General features: G+C 74.0%; 18 protein-coding genes. 8 read left to right on the top strand and 10 right to left on the bottom strand.

Annotation, left to right across the window (positions count from 1 at the left end):
• Positions 1–372 precede the first annotated feature (372 nt).
• The 7 genes from PO879_RS08915 to PO879_RS08885 form a co-directional block, all read right to left on the bottom strand.
• Positions 373–2,016: an FAD-binding protein gene (locus tag PO879_RS08915; protein ID WP_278234560.1), complete on the bottom strand. Its 1,644-nt coding sequence runs from the start codon at positions 2,014–2,016 to the stop codon at positions 373–375.
• Positions 2,017–2,161: 145 nt separating this feature from the next.
• Positions 2,162–3,202, bottom strand: coding sequence for an NAD(P)-dependent alcohol dehydrogenase (locus tag PO879_RS08910; RefSeq protein ID WP_278234559.1), 1,041 nt, complete (start codon positions 3,200–3,202; stop codon positions 2,162–2,164).
• A 143-nt stretch (positions 3,203–3,345) separates the two neighbouring features.
• Complete coding sequence (locus PO879_RS08905; RefSeq protein WP_278234558.1) at positions 3,346–4,110, bottom strand: anti-sigma factor; 765 nt, start codon at positions 4,108–4,110, stop codon at positions 3,346–3,348.
• Complete coding sequence (locus PO879_RS08900; RefSeq protein ID WP_278234557.1) at positions 4,094–4,681, bottom strand: sigma-70 family RNA polymerase sigma factor; 588 nt, start codon at positions 4,679–4,681, stop codon at positions 4,094–4,096. Before PO879_RS08900 ends, PO879_RS08905 begins: the two co-directional genes overlap by 17 nt.
• A 73-nt stretch (positions 4,682–4,754) precedes the next feature.
• Positions 4,755–5,519, bottom strand: coding sequence for a class F sortase (locus PO879_RS08895; protein ID WP_278234556.1), 765 nt, complete (start codon positions 5,517–5,519; stop codon positions 4,755–4,757).
• The gene (locus PO879_RS08890) at positions 5,516–6,361 is read right to left on the bottom strand and encodes a DUF4397 domain-containing protein (protein ID WP_278234555.1); all 846 of its coding nucleotides are present in this window, start codon (positions 6,359–6,361) and stop codon (positions 5,516–5,518) included. The genes PO879_RS08895 and PO879_RS08890 overlap by 4 nt, the downstream gene beginning before the upstream one ends.
• A 127-nt stretch (positions 6,362–6,488) precedes the next feature.
• The gene (locus tag PO879_RS08885) at positions 6,489–6,701 is read right to left on the bottom strand and encodes a hypothetical protein (RefSeq protein ID WP_278234554.1); all 213 of its coding nucleotides are present in this window, start codon (positions 6,699–6,701) and stop codon (positions 6,489–6,491) included.
• A gap of 238 nt (positions 6,702–6,939) precedes the next feature.
• Between PO879_RS08885 and PO879_RS08880 the strand changes: the two genes are divergently transcribed.
• Genes PO879_RS08880 through PO879_RS08870 form a run of 3 tightly spaced genes read left to right on the top strand, consistent with a single transcriptional unit; the run spans position 6,940 to position 9,062 of the window.
• On the top strand, positions 6,940–7,359 hold the full coding sequence (locus tag PO879_RS08880; protein ID WP_278234553.1) for a DUF6325 family protein: 420 nt from the start codon (positions 6,940–6,942) through the stop codon (positions 7,357–7,359).
• Between the two features lies 1 nt (position 7,360).
• Positions 7,361–7,720, top strand: coding sequence for an SHOCT domain-containing protein (locus PO879_RS08875; protein ID WP_278234552.1), 360 nt, complete (start codon positions 7,361–7,363; stop codon positions 7,718–7,720).
• Positions 7,721–7,727: 7 nt separating this feature from the next.
• Positions 7,728–9,062 (top strand): chloride channel protein, encoded by a 1,335-nt coding sequence (locus PO879_RS08870; RefSeq protein WP_278234551.1) that lies wholly within the window; start codon positions 7,728–7,730, stop codon positions 9,060–9,062.
• Between the two features lie 3 nt (positions 9,063–9,065).
• Here the strand turns inward: PO879_RS08870 and PO879_RS08865 are convergent, their stop codons facing one another.
• Positions 9,066–9,602 (bottom strand): DinB family protein, encoded by a 537-nt coding sequence (locus PO879_RS08865; RefSeq protein WP_278234550.1) that lies wholly within the window; start codon positions 9,600–9,602, stop codon positions 9,066–9,068.
• A gap of 143 nt (positions 9,603–9,745) precedes the next feature.
• Between PO879_RS08865 and PO879_RS08860 the strand changes: the two genes are divergently transcribed.
• Positions 9,746–10,237, top strand: a complete 492-nt coding sequence (locus PO879_RS08860; RefSeq protein WP_278234549.1) for an OsmC family protein — start codon at positions 9,746–9,748, stop codon at positions 10,235–10,237.
• Here the strand turns inward: PO879_RS08860 and PO879_RS08855 are convergent.
• Together PO879_RS08855 and PO879_RS08850 are read right to left on the bottom strand one after the other, a co-directional pair.
• Positions 10,170–10,976: a uracil-DNA glycosylase gene (locus tag PO879_RS08855; protein ID WP_278234548.1), complete on the bottom strand. Its 807-nt coding sequence runs from the start codon at positions 10,974–10,976 to the stop codon at positions 10,170–10,172. The genes PO879_RS08860 and PO879_RS08855 overlap by 68 nt on opposite strands.
• Positions 10,977–11,067: 91 nt before the next feature.
• A complete protein-coding gene (locus PO879_RS08850; RefSeq protein ID WP_278234547.1) occupies positions 11,068–11,541 on the bottom strand; it encodes an aromatic ring-opening dioxygenase LigA in 474 nt (157 codons plus the stop codon).
• Positions 11,542–11,844: 303 nt separating this feature from the next.
• On the opposite strand from PO879_RS08850, the gene thrS reads away from it, so the two are divergent.
• From thrS to PO879_RS08830, 4 genes are all read left to right on the top strand, one after another.
• The gene (gene thrS / locus PO879_RS08845; protein WP_278234546.1) at positions 11,845–13,860 is read left to right on the top strand and encodes a threonine--tRNA ligase; all 2,016 of its coding nucleotides are present in this window, start codon (positions 11,845–11,847) and stop codon (positions 13,858–13,860) included.
• Positions 13,861–13,927: 67 nt separating this feature from the next.
• Positions 13,928–14,425, top strand: a complete 498-nt coding sequence (locus PO879_RS08840) for an HIT domain-containing protein (protein WP_278237495.1) — start codon at positions 13,928–13,930, stop codon at positions 14,423–14,425.
• 66 nt (positions 14,426–14,491) lie between these two features.
• The gene (gene pgsA, locus PO879_RS08835) at positions 14,492–15,130 is read left to right on the top strand and encodes a phosphatidylinositol phosphate synthase (protein WP_278234545.1); all 639 of its coding nucleotides are present in this window, start codon (positions 14,492–14,494) and stop codon (positions 15,128–15,130) included.
• Complete coding sequence (locus PO879_RS08830; RefSeq protein ID WP_278234544.1) at positions 15,130–16,080, top strand: phosphatidylinositol mannoside acyltransferase; 951 nt, start codon at positions 15,130–15,132, stop codon at positions 16,078–16,080. The genes pgsA and PO879_RS08830 overlap by 1 nt, the downstream gene beginning before the upstream one ends.
• Positions 16,081–16,086 lie beyond the last annotated feature (6 nt).

The raw sequence follows: 16,086 nt of genomic DNA, 5'->3' as shown, positions 1-16,086 counted from the left end.
ACGGGTGCGTCTGGCTCCGCACCGGCAGGGTGCCCAGGGGGCAGGGCGTCGCCGAGGAACTCGGCCACGTCGACCAAGGGCGGCGGCTCGTCCTGCCAGCGCGACCCGCTGCTGCTGACCGCTGGAAAGCCGGTCGGCGACCTCGGCGGGCAGGCCGACGAGGTCGAGCAACTCACGCACGCCGTGGTGCTGCCGACGCCGCGGCCACGGCAGCCCGAAGGCGTTGCTCCCGGCGACGTCGAGCCGCCCGTCGCCGGCTACGCCGCCGCGCTGAGCACGGTCGGCGAGCTGGACGGGCGACACGGGGACGGCGCGGAGGGGCTGGGGACGACCCGTGGGCGGGGATGGTGACCGGTCCCGCGTGCCGGGCTGCTACCGGGGGACGCGCCGCCCCATGTCGCGCGCGGCCCGCAGGCCGAAAACCGAGGCCGGGCCGATCGTGGAGCCGGGGCCCGGGTAGGTCCGGCCCATGACGGACGCCGAGGCGTTGCCCGCCGCGTAGAGACCTGCGATGACGGAGCCGTCCTCGCGCAGCGCGCGGCCCTCGGTGTCGGTGACGACGCCGCCCTTGGTCCCGAGGTCGCCGATCACGACCTCGTAGGCCACGTACGGGCCCTTCTCCAGCGGGCCGAGACAGGGGTTGGGCCGGACCGTCGGGTCGCCGTAGTACCGGTCGTAGGCCGAGTCCCCGCGACCGAAGTCCTGGTCCCGGCCGCTGCGGGCGAACCCGTTGAAGCGCTGCACGGTGGTGCGGAACACGTCGTGGTCGAAGCCCAGGGTGTCGGCCAGCTCGGCGAGGGTGTCCGCCTCGACGATGATGCCCTGCTCCTTCATGGCGCGCGTCGCGCGGGGGTCCATGGCGAAGGCCCGCAGGTAGCGGCGCACGAACCGCCGGTCGAGGACGAACCAGTAGGTGCCGTCGGTGTCGTGCTCGAGCATCCTGTGTCCGAGGTCGACGTAGGACTCCGCCTCGTTGGTGAACCGCCGGCCCTCGCTGTCGACGATGATCGAGTACGGCAGCGAGCGTTCGCCGACCAGGAAGGAGGCGGGGTGCCCCTCCGGCGGGCGGACCGACGCTCCCCACCAGGCGTCGTCCATGAGCTCGAACGCGGCGTCGACCTCCTCGGCCATCTCGTGCCCCTGCCCGAGGTTGCCGGGGTTGCCCGACGGGTGGCTCTCGACGCCGTGGTACTTGCGCCGCCACGGGGCGTTGTGGTCGAAGCCGCCGGTGGCGAGCACGACGCCTCGGCGGGCCCCGACCCGTACCGGGGAACCGTCGCGGAGCACTTCCACGCCCACGACGGCGCCGCCGTCGGTGAGCAGTCGCTGGGCGGGGGAGGACATCCACAGCGGGACGCCGTGATCGACGAAGACCGCGTGCCCGAGGGCGCCGGTCAGGGCTCCGCCGATGCCCATCTTCCGCTGCCCGGTCAGCAGGGCGCCGAGGGTGCGGAAGGTGAACCGCGCCCCGCGGAGGAACCCGTCGAACGTCGACCAGGCGCGCTGCAGCTGCCAGACGTCGTCGGTCATGGCCGGCAGGGGGAGCAGCGCGCGCTGGGTCCGGGCGAGGGTGCCGAGCCGGCGGGCGTTGAAGGGCTTGACCTCCACGGCGCGGCCGATCTTCCCGCCGGGGGTCTCGGGGTAGTAGTCCGGGTAGTTGCGTGCGCGGACGAACTCCACGCCGTACTTCTCCGCGGTCTCGACGTAGTCCTGGACCCCGTCGACGAACGCCTCCTTGCGGGCGCGCGACGTACTGGTGCCCTCGTCGCCCACGGTCCGCTCGAGGTAGTCCAGCGCCTCCGCCCGGGAGTCGCCGACCTCCTGGCGCCGCATCACCGGGTTGTCGGGCAGCCAGAGACCGCCGCCGGACATCGCCGTGCTGCCGCCCCACTTCTCGGTGCTCTCCACGACCAGCACGGTGAGCCCCTCGTCCACCGCGCCCAGCGCGGCCGTGAGTCCTGCGGCGCCCGACCCGACGACGACGACGTCGTAGGTGTCGTCGAAGCTGTTGTCCATCGACCTCTCCTCTCCACTCACCGGACATCCGTGTCCGGTTGTGATGAGGCCGACTCTACGCCCCGCACGCGGGGAACAGAAGACATCGACGACAAGTCACGGCGGTGACGGCGCAGGACGGACCGGCGCCGTCACCGCCGGCGGCTCAGAGCCGGACGACGGCGCGACCTCGCAGGGTCCCGTCCCAGAGCTTGTCGTAGGCGGCCGGTGCGTCGTCGATCGCGAACTCCTCGGTGTGGACGGTCAACCGTCCCTGCCGGGCCAGGCGCAGGACCTCGAACAGCTCGTCCCGGTAGCCCCAGTACGGCACCACGAACTCGGACTCGAACGGCACCTGGAAGAACCCGACCCGGGCGGCGGGACCGCCGCCGGCGATGCCGACCAGGCTGAACCGGCCGCCGACGCCGAGCATCTGCTGGCCGAGGTCGATGGTCGCCTGGGCGCCGGCGAAGTCCACGACGAGGTCGGCCCCGCGCCCTCCGGTGAGCTCCGAGACCTTCTGCGCGGCGTCCTCGTCGGACATGATCGCGTGGTCGGCGCCGACGTCGCGGGCGAGCTGCAGCTTGTCCTCGGTGACATCGAGAGCGACGACCTGGGCGCCGGAGAGCTCCTTGATCATCTGGATGCCGAGGTGGCCGAGACCGCCGACGCCGAGGACGACGGCCGTGGACCCCGGCACGAGTCGCGGCAGCGCGGGCTTGATGGCGTGGTACGGCGTGAGCCCGGCGTCGGTCAGTGCCGCGGCCTGCACCGGGTCGAGGTCGCCGATCGGCACCAGGTGCCGCGGGGAGTCGACGATCATGTACTCGGCCATCGAGCCGGGGGAACCGAGCCCGGGCGGGGCGATCCCCAGCTCGGTCGCGCGCTCGCAGTAGTTCTCCTCGCCCGCCGCGCAGCGGTAGCAGGTGCCGCAGCCCCACGGGCCGTAGACCGCGACGCCGGTCCCGACCAGGTCGGGGTCGACGCCCTCGCCCACCGCCTCGACCACGCCGGCGCCCTCGTGCCCCAGCGTGAGCGGCAGCCCGTAGGTGTAGGACTCCTCGGGCATCTCCATGACGAACACGTCCGAGTGGCACAGGCCGGACGCGGTGACCTTCAGCAGGACCTCGCCCGGACCAGGGTCCGGGCGGTCGATCTCGACGACCTCCGGTCGAGATCCGATGGCGCGGTACTGGACAGCCTTCATGACGAGCCTCCGTTCTCGACGGGAGGACCGTCGTCGTCCTCCCTGTCCTTCGAACGTAGCCCCGTGCTCGAGGGCGCAGCGCGCCGAGAAGTTGTGACGGTGCTCACGGTGCGGGCCACGATGTCGTGGCCCGCACCGGTGGCTCAGGCCTGCGTCAGGCCGCCGCGCACGATGGAGTCGCCCGAGTGCGTCGGGTCGCCGTCGAACGGCTCCTCCGAGACGTCCACCAGGGAGTAGCGCTCCAGGTCGAGGCCCTCGGGGACCGGGAACGTGCCGGAGTCGCCCTCGAGCACGCCGAGGCTGACCATGCCGCTCAGGTCGTCGGCGATGAGCCACACCTCGCGGTAGGCGTCCGCGGTGGACCCGTCGGCCCCCGCGACGGAGACGACGATCTCCCGCTCGCCGCCGGCGGCCTGTGCGACCGTGGCGCTGCCCGTGGAGCCGGGCCAGTCGGGCAACGCCTCGAGCTCGGCCTCCGCGACCGCGACGGGCGTGGGTGCCGGGGTCTCCTGCGGACCACGTGCGCGCTCCCAGGCGACACCGCCACCGACGCCCACCACCAGGGCCGCGCTCGCCGCGGCAGCGGCCCAGAGAGCCGCCGGGCGGCGGCGCGAGGCCAGGTCGACGACCTCGGCCTCGGCGGCCTCGACGTCGTGGGTCGTGGCGCCGGCGTCCGGAGCCTCAGGTTCCGCGATCTCGGCGCGGATCCGGTCCCACACGGCCGGCGGCGGCGCCACCAGCTCGTCGGGGCCGAGATCGCGCGCGGTCGTCGCCACCTGGGCGAGGCCGTCGTGGTCCGCCCGGCAGGTCGGGCACGCCTCGAGGTGGGCGCGCTCGTCGTCGGAGACCGCGTCCTGCTCCCCGAGCGCGAGGAGCGCGAGGAGCTCAGGGTCAACGTGCTGCACCATCCACCTCCAATCGTGTCCGCAGCCGGGTCAGACTTCGTCTGACATGGCTCTTGACGGTGCCGAGGGGCAGTGAGAGCTCCTCGGCGATCTGCGTGTGCGTCATGTCCCGGTAGAACGCGAGCCGCAGGATCGTACCGGCCGGGTCGCCGAGACGGTCCAGCTCGTCGGTGACGATCGCGCGGTCCACCACGGGAGAACCAACGGGATCGTTCTCTCCCACGGGGTTCGGCGTGAACGCCTCGGCGGCTTGGCGCTGCCGTCGGAGCTTCTCGCGCGAGGCGTGCACGTCGGCGATCTTGTGCCGCGCGATGCCGAGCAGCCACGTCGACAGCGTGGCCCGGCCGGGGTCGAACGAACCCCGGGCCTGCCAGGCGGCGACGAACACCTGCTGCGTGACGTCCTCGGCGTCCGACGCCTCGCCCAGTGACCGCAGCGCGACCGTGTGCACGAGGGCCGACCAGCGACGGTAGGCCGCCGCGAGGCCGTCCTCGGTCCCGGCCGCGAACGCGGCCTGGACGTCTGCGTCGGGGTCGGCGGCCGCCGGTGCGGCGCCTTCGGCCCCAGTGGTCACAGAACCTCCGTGTTCCCGCTCGTCCCGCTCGTCGGCGGCTGTGCATCGAACCTAGCGCCTCCGCCGTCGTGCGTCACGTCGCCACGGCCGTGACCACCAGGTTGTCCTCGTAGTGCCCGGCCTCGGCGTCCCAGCGGCCGCCGCAGGTGACCAGCACCAGTCGTCGCTCGCCCGAGCGGTCGAAGAACTGGTCCAGGGGCACCGCCTCCTTCGAGTAGCGCGTGATGTCCGTGACGGTGTACCGGTGCCGGGTCCCGTCGGCGTCGGTCACCGTGATGTCGTCGCCCGCCGAGGCCTCGGTGAGCCGGGCGAACTGCCCGACGCCGTCCTGGGTGTCGACGTGGGACGCGAGGACCGTCGCGCCCTCCGGGTCTCCCGGTGCAGGGCCGAAGCGGTACCAGCCCGCCACGTCGCCCGATTCCGGGAGCTCCATCGTGCCGTCGGGGTCCACGCCCACCGGGCGGACGGGTGTCTCCAGCAGTCCGTGGACCACCAGCCGGTCGGGTGGCGGCGCGGGAGCCGCCTCGGTCAGCGCGGCCGACGCGACGGGGACCTCCGGCAGGTCGAGCCCGCTGCGGTCCTGCGCCCTGTCCGCCCCGTCCTGCTGCGCGGGTTCGGGTGTCGCGGACGGCGCGGCCGGGGCCGCCGACGCCGGGGGAGTCGTGACCGTCGTCGCGTCGGCCCGCGGCACGTCGGCCCCGACCGTCGCCGTGTCGTCGCCGGTGACCAGCAGGACCCCGGCGAGCGTCGAGACGACGAGGGCGACCACCGATGCGACCGCGATGCGGCGGACCGGGCGCACGGCCCGGCCCGCCGCGGTGCGGTGCGTGCGTGTCACCGGCGTGCCCGGTGCGCCCGGACGCCCTCCCGGAGAGCGACCACGATGACGAAGCCGGCCAGCAGGCTCATGATCGCGCCGATGGTGAACGGCGTGAAGAACCCGTGGTGGTCGGTCGCGGCCGCGCCGGTGGTGCCGGCGTCCACGCCGTCCGGAGCGGAGTGCATGCCCTCGACCGTCTGCGTCGCGAGTGCCAGCGAGTCGTCCTCGAGCGAACCCCAGGCGTACACGATCGTGTTGACACCCTCGGCGACGTCGACGTCGGCCGGCCCGAGCACCGGGTCGGTGGTCCCGGCGGCGGCCACCGCGGCGGGCACCGTGCCGGCCGGCAGGTCCAGCACGGCCTCGTCCGGGTTCTCCAGGCCCTCGATGACCGGGTCCTCGCCGGCCAGGACGTCCACGGCCGGGGCCGCAGCCACGTGCCGGACGGTCAGGCGTCCCTCGCCGGCAGCGATCTCCGAGGTGTCGTTCGTGAACAGCGTCGCCGTCGGCGATCCCTCGGCGTCGAGGTGCGCGGCGGCCGTGTAGCTCATGCCGCCCTCGAGCGGGAGGTCGACCGGCCCGATGACCGGGTCGGAGTCGTCCTCGGCGTCCGCAGCGGTGATGGCCACCGTGTAGGTGTCCGGGTCGAGCTCGAGGGGGCCGGCCAGGTCGCCGGGCTCGAAGTCGTCCAGGGTGAGGTCACCGTTGACGTACACGTCCACGGTCGTGTCCGGCACGCCGTGCAGGACGGACAGCATCGCGGCATGTCCGTCGGCGGAGGCGGGCAGGGCGAAGGCGGTGCCGGCGACGGCGGCCAGCGCGGTGGCCCCGATCGCGGCCGTGGTTCGGGTCGTACGCATGTGTCCTCCTGGTGTCGGCCCCACCGCCATCGGCGGGGCGCTCGTCCTGTTGACACCCGGTGTTCGCGTCCCCGGACCGGTTTGGATGCACATGGATGAAAAAAGTTCGAACCCCGGCAGATCCCGCTCAGTCGCGGGCGTCGCTCGGGCGGTTCCGGCGCGACCGACGGGGCAGGCGGTCCGCGTCCTCGGTGGTGAACCGCACCTCGGTGGCCCGCGTCCGCGCCAGGGGGTCGCCGAGGGGATCACCGCCGAGCGCGCGCGCCACGTGCAGCAGCGGGCGCCCGGTCTCGAACTCGCGGGCGAGGGCGTCGTAGATGGGGGTGTCGTCGCGGGGCACCCCACCATGGTCCGTTGCCCGGGGCGGCGTGTCGGGACGACACGACGGCGTTCACAGCCGTCTCACCAAACGCGCCCGAACCGTCCCCGGGCGGTCGTCCTCACGCGGCCGGTGCTCGTGTTGCGCCGGGCCCACGGGCGCACCATGATCGTCGCGGGTGACCAGCGCGTTCGCCCACGGCGAGCGACTCTCGCCCGGGACGGCCGGTCGCCGCCCAGGACCGACGGAAAGGCAGGTCATGAAAGTCACCGCACCCGTGGAGCTCCTTCTGGTCGAGTTTCCGCACACCGAGTTCACCGGCGAGATCCTCGCCGAGCTGACCCGCCTGCAGGACGCCGGGACGATCAACGTCCTGGACGCCCTGGCGATCCGTCGGGACCTCGACGGCGACGTGGAGTGGCTCGAGGCCGTCGACGCCGGCTCCGAGCTCGGCGACCTCGTCGGCGAGCCCGCCGGCCTGCTCGCCGAGGACGACGTCGACGCCATCGCCGAGGACCTGGCACCGGGCAGCGCCGTCGGCATGCTGGTGTTCGAGCACACCTGGGCGACCGGGCTGGCCGGCGCCGTCCGCGACGCCGGCGGACGCCTGATCGACATGACGACCGTGCCCGCGGCCGCGATCGAGGAGCTCGCGGCCGCTCTGAGCGAGGAGGACTGAGATGGTCAGGAGAGTCGGCCGTCCGGGGCTGATCGGCACGATGGCGCGCACCGCCGTGATCGCCGGTACCGCGAACGCCGTGAGCCGGGGCATGAACAACCGTGCCGAAGCCCGGGGCGCCCAGCAGGCCTCGGCGGAGGCGTACAACGCCCAGCAGGCCCAGCTGGCCCAGCAGCAGCAGATGCAGCAGCTGCTCGCCCAGCAGGCCCAGCAGATGCAGCAGGCCCAGCCCGCGGCCCCGTCGCCGTCGGGCACCGGCAGCGACACGATGTCCCAGCTGCAGCAGCTCGGTGACATGCGCTCGGCCGGGTTGCTGACCGACGCCGAGTTCGCCGCCGCCAAGGCCAAGATCCTCGGCTGACGCGACGGTGACGACCGAGGACCAGGGAGCGCCGGCACCGCCGTCCGAGGAGACGCTGTCCGACGAGCAGCAGGCGGCCCGCACGCGCGGGTACGTCGGCGTGCTCCTGCTCGCCGCCGGGGTCGGCATCCCGGTGTCGCTCGTCGCCTTCGGCTTCCTGGCCCTCCTGCACGCCCTGGAGCACGCCGTCTGGGTCACCCTGCCCGAGGACCTGGGGTACGCCGACGTGCCCTGGTGGTGGGCCGTGCCGTGGCTCCTCCTCGGTGGCGTGCTGGTCGGCGTGGCGATCAAGTGGCTCCCGGGCAAGGGCGGCCACGTCCCCATCGACGGTCTGGGCATCGACCCGGTCGCCGCACGTGCCGTGCCGGGGATCCTCCTGGCCGCCCTCGGCGGCCTGCCGCTGGGTGTGGTCCTCGGCCCCGAGGCGCCGTTGCTCGCCCTCGGCTCCGCCTTCGCCCTCATCGTCGTGCGCCCGCTGGCCGCGCTCGAGGATCCGGCCGCCCGGGCGCTGATCACCCTCGCCGGTGCCGCGGCCGCGCTCGCCGCGATCTTCGGCAGCCCGCTGGTGGCCGCGATCTTCGTGCTGGAGGCCGCGGGGCTCGGCGGCCCCCGGCTGGCGCGGGTGGTGCTGCCCGCCCTGCTGTCCTCCGGCGTCGGCTTCCTCGTCTTCACCGGGATGGGGTCCTGGACGGGTCTGGAGATCGCCTCGCTGTCGCTCCCGCCGCTCGACGGCCCCGCCCGCCCGGACCTGGGCGACGTGCTGTGGACCGTGCCGTTCGCCGTCGCGACGGCCTTCGCCGTCCGGCAGGTGCACCACCTGGGGCGGTGGACCCGCACGCTCGCGTCGTCCCGTCCGATGGCGGCCGCGGTCGGCGCCGCGCTGGTCGTCGGCCTGAGCGCCGCCGCCTACTCGCTGCTCACCGGGCGCTCGCCCGAGGAGGTCACGCTCAGCGGCCAGGGCATGCTCGCCCCGCTGGCCTCCGACCCGGCCGCCTGGTCCGTCCCGGTGCTGATCGCGCTGATCGCGTTCAAGTCGCTCGGCTACGGGGTGTCGCTCGGGGCGCTGCGCGGCGGGGCGATCTTCCCCGCCGTGCTCCTCGGCGCGGCCGCGGGTGTGCTGGTGTCGGGCCTGCCCGGCTACGGGGCGATCCCCGCCATGGCGGCCGGCATGGCCGCCGCGACGGCCGCCGTGCTGCCGTACCCCGTGGCGTCCGCGGTGCTGGTGGTCATCCTGCTGGGCTCGAACGCCGCCGCGATGACGCCCGTGGTCCTCATCGCCGTCGTGGTGGCCTTCGTCTCCGAGCAGATCATCGCCACCCAGCGCGGCCGGCGCCCCGCCTGAGGCCTATTCCCCGGTCTGCCCGTCCAGCGCCTCGCGCAGCAGGTCGGCGTGACCGTTGTGCCCGGCGTACTCCTCGACGAGGTGCACCAGGATCCAGCGGAGGCTGAACGAGCCGCCGCCGTGCCGGTCCTCCCGCACGGAGAGCTGCTCGAGCCCGTCGGTGGCCAGGGCGGCGTCGAGCAGCCCGTCGACCGCGGCGACGGTGCGGTCGTACAGCGCGCGCAGCGCGTCGCCGGTGTCGTCGGCGGCGGAGTGCCAGTCCCAGTCGGGGTCGTCCGACCAGTCGACGGTGTCGAACGGGGGCAGGTGGTCCCCGCCGCGCAGTCGCACCGCGACCCAGACGCTCTCGACGTGGGCCAGGTGCTTGAGGAGTCCGCCGAGCGTCATCGTCGAGGGCGCCAGCGGGGTGCGCAGCTGGACGTCGGTGAGCCGGGACGTCTTCCGGCGCAGCGTGTCCCGGTGGTAGTCGAGGAACGCGCGCAGCGTCGTCGCCTCGTCGGCGCGGAGCGGTGGTTCGGCGCGATCGGGTGCGTGGGTCACGGCCCGACCCTAGCCGTGCGGCGTACGATCGGGGGCAGCGGAAGGAGCGTCGACGTGCGGACCACCATGCCCTGCTCCGGCGAGCGTCCGGGCCGGTGCTGCGCCGGCGCGACACGGGCGGCCGCGACCACGGGGTGCCCGTCGTGAGCACGCCGGCCGGCGGCTCGGGTGCCGCACCGCTCGTGTACCGGGTCTCGGCGCGATCCGTGGCCCGGGGCGACGCGGAGGTCGTCGCGGGCGGGACGGCCGTGCCGGTGGACGCGGCCTGGGCGTCGCCGTCGACCGGGGCGCCGGGTCCGGCGGACCTGCTCGGCGGGGCCTTCGCCGCCTGCCTGCTCAAGAACCTGGCGCGGTCCGGGGCGCTGCTGGACTTCGCCTACGACGCGGCCGCCGTCGACGTCGAGCTCCGGCGCCAGGACTCTCCGCCGCGGTTCGTGGCGATCCGCTACGACCTGCGGGTGGTCACCGAGGAGCCGGCCCGCCGGGTGGAGCTGGTGCACGCCAACCTGCGCAAGTTCGGCACGGTCTACAACACCCTGGCGGCGGTGTGCGAGGTCAGCGGCACCGTCACCGCGGTGGCTGCCGCACCGTCGGCGGGGCAGCCGGTGGAGCCGGGGGACGTCCCCGGCCGGTGAGCGCCGCCGCCCGGTCCAGCACGGCGTCGAGCATGGCGGGGGTCAGCCGACCCGTCGAGGTGTTGTGCGGGGACACGTGGTAGCTGCCGAGCACCGCGAGGCGTCCCGGTCCGCCGTCGTCCGGTGCGAGATCGATCGCGGCCCCGTGCCCGAACCGCGGTCGTGGCCGCGGCACCGCCCAGCCCTGGCCGGCCAGGGCGGCGAGCAGCGCGTTCCAGCCGAGGGCGCCGAGCGCGACCGCGACCTGCAGCGTCGGCGCGAGGAGCTCCAGCTCGCGGGCCAGGAAGGGTGCGCACCGGCGGCGTTCGTCAGGGGTGGGCCGGTTGTCGGGCGGGACGCACCGCACCGGCGCCACCAGGCGCACGCCGTCGAGGACCATGCCGTCGTCTCGCCCTGTCGCGTCGGGCCGGCTGGCGAACCCGGTGCGGTGCAGCGCGGCGAACAGGAAGTCGCCGCTGCGGTCGCCGGTGAACATGCGGCCCGTGCGGTTCGCGCCGTGGGCGGCGGGGGCGAGGCCCACGACGACGACGGCGGCGCGGGTGTCGCCGAAGCCCGGGACCGGGCGGGCCCAGTAGGTCTGGTCGCGGAACGCCGCGCGCTTCTCCCGGCCGACCTGCTCGCGCCAGGCGACGAGGCGAGGGCAGGCGCGGCACGAGACGACGAGCGCGTCGAGCTCGTCGAGGGTCGGTGCCGTCCGGGCCGCCGCGGGCGGGCCGCCGGATCCGTCGGAGGTCTCCACGGGGCCATCCTGCCGGGTCGGTCCGGGCACGGCGAGGGCCCGCCCCCCGTGGGGGAGCGGGCCCTGCGCGAGGCCGGTCAGGCCGTGGTGGTCAGGCGGTGGCGGCGGGCTTCGCGGCCGGCTCGGCGGCCAGCGAGCGCAGCGACCAGCCGAAGACCCCGACCACGACGCCGAGACCGATGACCAGCGCGCTCACGCCGTAGGCGACGACCGAGGTGAACAGCGACGCCCGCAGGAAGGAGGCGTTCATCGCGGTGTCGCGCAGCGGGTCCTCGCGGTCGAGCTCGGCGTAGGTGAGCCCGTCCGTCGCGGCCAGCGCGTGCTCGTCGATGATCTGCGCCTGGGCGTAGGCGGAGAACGGGCCGTCGACGACGTCCCCGCCGAGGAACGCGGCGTCCTCGGAGACGGTGATGTTCTGGGCGCTGAGCTGCGAGCTGACCGTGGCCCAGGTGACGGCGCCGGCGAGGATCATCACCAGCCCGGCGACGAGGCCGAGGATGCCGACGATGCGCACCGCGCGGTTGCCGGTGGTGCTGGTGGTCGTGGTGCGGTCGATGGTGGTCATGTTCCCCTCCGAGGTTCCGGGTCGCGTCCCTCGCGGCCGGTTTCTCGACGCCGATCCGGCGCCTGTCTCTATGGTAAGACCACAACTGCTGACCTGGGAAGACGGGAGCATGTGAATCCCTTCACAGGAATGCTCGGGGCGTCGGTCGCCCGACACGCCCCTCCGGGTGGACGCGCGCGGGACCGTGCACGTCGCTCCCGCGGGCGCCGGGTCGGTACGATCGAGGGGGCGTCGCCACCGGGCGGCGCCCCTCGGCGGTCCCCAGGGCCGCCACCCCCGACCACCAGCACAAGGAGCACCACCGTGTCCGACGTCGTCGCGAACCCCACCCGGCCCTCTGATGCGGTGACGGTGGAGACCACGACCACGGGCACCGAGCTCTTCGCCGACCGGCGCGAGGTGGTGGTGATGCGCGTCGACGGCGAGCTGCTGGACCTGTCCCGCGAGCTCGCGGCCGGCACCGTCGTCGAGCCCGTGACCGTCGACTCGCCGGACGGCCTGGCGGTGCTGCGCCACAGCGCGGCGCACGTGCTGGCCCAGGCGGTGCAGCAGGTGAACCCCGACGCGCGGCTCGGTATCGGCCCGCCGGTGACCGACGGCTTCTACTACGACTTCGACGTCGTCGAGCCGTTCACCCCCGAGGACCTCAAGAAGCTCGACAAGGCGATGGCCCGCATCGTCAAGGAGGGCCAGACCTTCCGCCGTCGCGTGGTGACCGAGGACGAGGCACGCGCCGAGCTGGCCGCCGAGCCGTACAAGCTCGAGCTCATCGGCCTCAAGGGAGGCTCCTCCGACGAGGACGGATCGTCGGTCGAGGTCGGCGGCGGCGAGCTGACCATCTACGACAACGTGCGCGGCGCCGGTCGCGACAGCGAGCAGGTCGTCTGGTCCGACCTGTGCCGGGGACCGCACCTGCCCTCGACGAAGCTCATCGGCAACGGCGTGCAGCTCATGCGCTCGGCGGCGGCCTACTGGCGCGGCAGCGAGAAGAACCCGCAGCTGCAGCGGGTCTACGGCACCGCCTGGCCGAGCAAGGACGAGCTCAAGGCCTACCTCGTGCGCCTCGCGGAGGCCGAGCGCCGCGACCACCGCCGCCTGGGCAGCGAGATGGACCTGTTCAGCTTCCCCGACGAGATCGGCTCCGGGCTGGCGGTGTTCCACCCCAAGGGCGGCATCGTGCGCACCGAGATGGAGGACTACTCCCGGCGCAAGCACGTCGAGGGCGGCTACTCGTTCGTGGCGAGCCCGCACATCACCAAGGGACGGCTGTTCGAGACCTCCGGGCACCTGGACTGGTACGCGGACGGGATGTACCCGCCGATGCACCTGGACGCCGAGCTCGACGACGACGGCACCGTGCGCAAGCCCGGCCAGGACTACTACCTCAAGCCGATGAACTGCCCGATGCACAACCTGATCTTCGACTCGCGCGGTCGCTCCTACCGCGAGCTGCCGCTGCGCCTGTTCGAGTTCGGGACCGTCTACCGGTACGAGAAGTCCGGCGTCGTGCACGGGCTGACCCGCGCCCGCGGCTTCACCCAGGACGACGCGCACATCTACTGCACCCGCGACCAGATGCGCGACGAGCTCGCCACCACGCTGACCTTCGTCCTGGACCTGCTCAAGGACTACGGCCTGGACGACTTCTACCTCGAGCTGTCCACCCGCGACCCGGAGAAGTCGGTCGGCCACGACGAGGCCTGGGAGGAGGCGACCCGCACCCTGGAGGAGGTCGCCACCGCCTCCGGCCTGGACCTCGTGCCGGACCCGGGCGGGGCCGCCTTCTACGGCCCGAAGATCTCGGTGCAGGCCAAGGACGCCATCGGCCGCACCTGGCAGATGTCGACGATCCAGCTCGACTTCAACCTGCCGGAGAAGTTCGACCTGGAGTACACCGCCGCGGACGGCACCCGGCAGCGCCCGGTGATGATCCACCGCGCGCTCTTCGGCTCCATCGAACGGTTCTTCGCCGTCCTGCTCGAGCACTACGCCGGGGCCTTCCCGGCCTGGCTCGCCCCCGTGCAGGTACTGGCCGTGCCCGTGGCCGAGGCCTTCGACGACTACCTGGGCGACGTGGTGGCCCGGCTGCGGGCCCAGGGCATCCGGGCCGAGCTCGACGTCTCCGACGACCGGTTCGGCAAGAAGATCCGCAACGCGGCCAAGCAGAAGGTGCCGTTCGTCCTCATCGCCGGGGGAGAGGACGCCGAGGCCGGCGCGGTCTCGTTCCGGTTCCGCGACGGGACCCAGGAGAACGGCGTGCCGGTGGACCAGGCCGTCGAGCGCATCGTCACCGCCGTCCGCGAGCGCGAGCAGGTCTGACGTGACGGACCCGGAGACCGGACCCGAGCTGGTGCCGGCGGACCGGTTCGGCCCGCCGGAGGACGACATGGCGCGGCTGTGGACGCCGCACCGCATGGTCTACATCGGTGGGCAGGACAAGCCGGCCGACTCCTCGGTGGCGCAGTGCCCGTTCTGCCGCATCCCGGCGGGCGACGACGTCGACGGCCTCCTCGTCGCCCGGGGGACGACGTGCTACGTGGTGCTGAACCTGTACCCGTACAACAGCGCACACCTGATGGTGCTGCCGTACCGGCACGTCTCGGACTACCCGGACCTGACGCCGGAGGAGACGCTCGAGCTGGCCGAGCTGACGCAGACGGCGATGCAGGTCGTGCGGCAGCTCTACGCCCCGGCCGGGTTCAACCTCGGGATGAACCAGGGCGAGGTCGCCGGGGCCGGCATCGCCGCGCACCTGCACCAGCACGTGGTGCCCCGCTGGCTCGGCGACGCGAACTTCCTGCCCGTGGTCGGGCGGACGAAGTCGCTGCCGGAGCTCCTCGCGGACACCCGCGAGCGCCTCGCCGCGGCGTGGCCCGCCGCCTGAGCCGACCGGACCGCTACCCTGGCGGCGCCGGTCGGCGCCGGCGTCACGAGAGACCGAGGAGCACCCATGTTCGGCCGCCTGCGGGCCACCATGCAGCGACTGTTCACCCCGCTGGCGCACCTGCTGCTCCGCCGGGGCGTGTCCCCGGACGCGGTGACCGTCGCCGGGACCGTCGTCGTGACCGTGCTCGCCCTGACCCTGCTGCCGACCGGTCACCTGCTGCTCGGCGGGATCCTCGTCGGGCTGTTCGCCCTGACCGACTCGCTCGACGGCGTGATGGCGCGCCTCAGCGGGCGGACCGGCCCGTGGGGTGCGTTCCTGGACTCGACGCTGGACCGGATCTCCGACGGCGCCGTCTTCGCGGGCATCACCCTGTGGTTCGTGCTGCACCCCGAGGTGCCGTACGCCACCTGGGGCACGACGGCCGCCCTGGCCTGCCTCGTGCTGGGCTCGGTGGTGCCGTACGCGCGGGCGCGCGCCGAGTCGGTGGGGGCGACGGCGGACGTCGGCATCGCCGCGCGCACCGACCGCCTGGTGATCGCCCTGGCGCCCACCGCGTTCGTGCAGGTCGGGCTGCCCGTCCTGGTGACCGTCGTGGTGCTGACCCTGCTGGCGGCGGCGAGCCTGGTCACCGTGGTGCAGCGCATCGCGACGGTCCGCCGCCAGATCCACCTGGGCGGTCGCCCGGACCTCGAGGAGGCCTGATGGACGTCGCCGCGCTGTACACGTTCGCCTGGCGGCACGCCCACCGGGTGCCCGAACCGGTGCTGCGGGCGGCCGCCACCCTGGCCGCGGACCTGACCTGGCTGCGCCACGGCGCCGGGGTGCGCCGGCTGGAGGCGAACTACGCCCGTATCCGGCCCGACCTGGACGCCCGGGCCGTACGCCGGCTGTCCCGCGAGGGCATGCGCCGCTACCTGCGCTACTTCCGCGAGGCGTTCACCCTCCAGGGCGCCGACGCCGACCAGCTCGCCGCCCGCGTGCGCGCCGAGGGCGAGGAGAACGTCCGGCCGGTGCTCGACGACGGCGGCTCGGTGGTGCTGGCACTGACGCACGCGGGCAACTGGGACCTCGCCGGCGCGTGGGCGACCCCGCACCTGGCGCCCGTGCTGACGGTGGCCGAACGGCTCGAGCCCGCCGCGCTGTTCACCGAGTTCGTCGCGTTCCGCCGCTCGATCGGCATCGACGTGCTGGCCCTGGGCGACGACGGGGTCTTCCGCGACCTCGTGCGCGGCGCCGAGGACGGCCCCCGGCTCGTCCCGCTGCTGGCCGACCGGGACCTGACGGCCCGGGGCGTCGAGGTCGACCTGCGCGGTCACCGCGCGCGCGTCGCGGCGGGCCCCGCCGCTCTCGCCCTGGCCGCCGGTGCACCGCTGGTCCCCGTGGGCGTCTTCCACGAGCGCCTGCACGGCGAGCGTCGTCGGCGGGCCGGGTCGGCCTGGGGGATCGTCGTCCGGTTCCTGCCGCCGGTCCCGGTGCCCGACGCCGGCGACCGCCGCACCCAGATCGCCCGGCTCACCCAGGGCTGGGTGGACGCCGTGGGGGAGTTCCTCGTCGAGCGCACGGCCGACTGGCACATGCTGCAGAAGGTCTTCGTCGACGACCTCGACCCCGAGCGCTACGCCCGGACCAGGGCGCGGGCGGGGGAGATCTGATGCGGC

Origin of the sequence: Isoptericola sp. AK164 (assembly GCF_029643425.1) — a bacterium.
Classification (GTDB): Bacteria; Actinomycetota; Actinomycetes; order Actinomycetales; family Cellulomonadaceae; genus Isoptericola; species Isoptericola haloaureus.
Note: the sequence above shows the minus strand (reverse complement) of the source record. Positions and strands in the feature narration are given on the sequence as shown.

Excerpts from the sequence above, each read along its gene's own strand:
- PO879_RS08850 (WP_278234547.1), bottom strand. The coding sequence starts at position 11,541 with ATGACCACCATCGACCGCACCACGACCACCAGCACCACCGGCAACCGC.
- PO879_RS08875 (WP_278234552.1), top strand. The coding sequence starts at position 7,361 with ATGGTCAGGAGAGTCGGCCGTCCGGGGCTGATCGGCACGATGGCGCGC.
- PO879_RS08890 (WP_278234555.1), bottom strand. The coding sequence starts at position 6,361 with ATGCGTACGACCCGAACCACGGCCGCGATCGGGGCCACCGCGCTGGCC.
- PO879_RS08880 (WP_278234553.1), top strand. The coding sequence starts at position 6,940 with ATGAAAGTCACCGCACCCGTGGAGCTCCTTCTGGTCGAGTTTCCGCAC.
- pgsA (WP_278234545.1), top strand. The coding sequence starts at position 14,492 with ATGTTCGGCCGCCTGCGGGCCACCATGCAGCGACTGTTCACCCCGCTG.
- PO879_RS08905 (WP_278234558.1), bottom strand. The coding sequence starts at position 4,110 with ATGGTGCAGCACGTTGACCCTGAGCTCCTCGCGCTCCTCGCGCTCGGG.
- PO879_RS08840 (WP_278237495.1), top strand. The coding sequence starts at position 13,928 with ATGGCGCGGCTGTGGACGCCGCACCGCATGGTCTACATCGGTGGGCAG.
- PO879_RS08915 (WP_278234560.1), bottom strand. The coding sequence starts at position 2,016 with ATGGACAACAGCTTCGACGACACCTACGACGTCGTCGTCGTCGGGTCG.
- PO879_RS08910 (WP_278234559.1), bottom strand. The coding sequence starts at position 3,202 with ATGAAGGCTGTCCAGTACCGCGCCATCGGATCTCGACCGGAGGTCGTC.
- PO879_RS08830 (WP_278234544.1), top strand. The coding sequence starts at position 15,130 with ATGGACGTCGCCGCGCTGTACACGTTCGCCTGGCGGCACGCCCACCGG.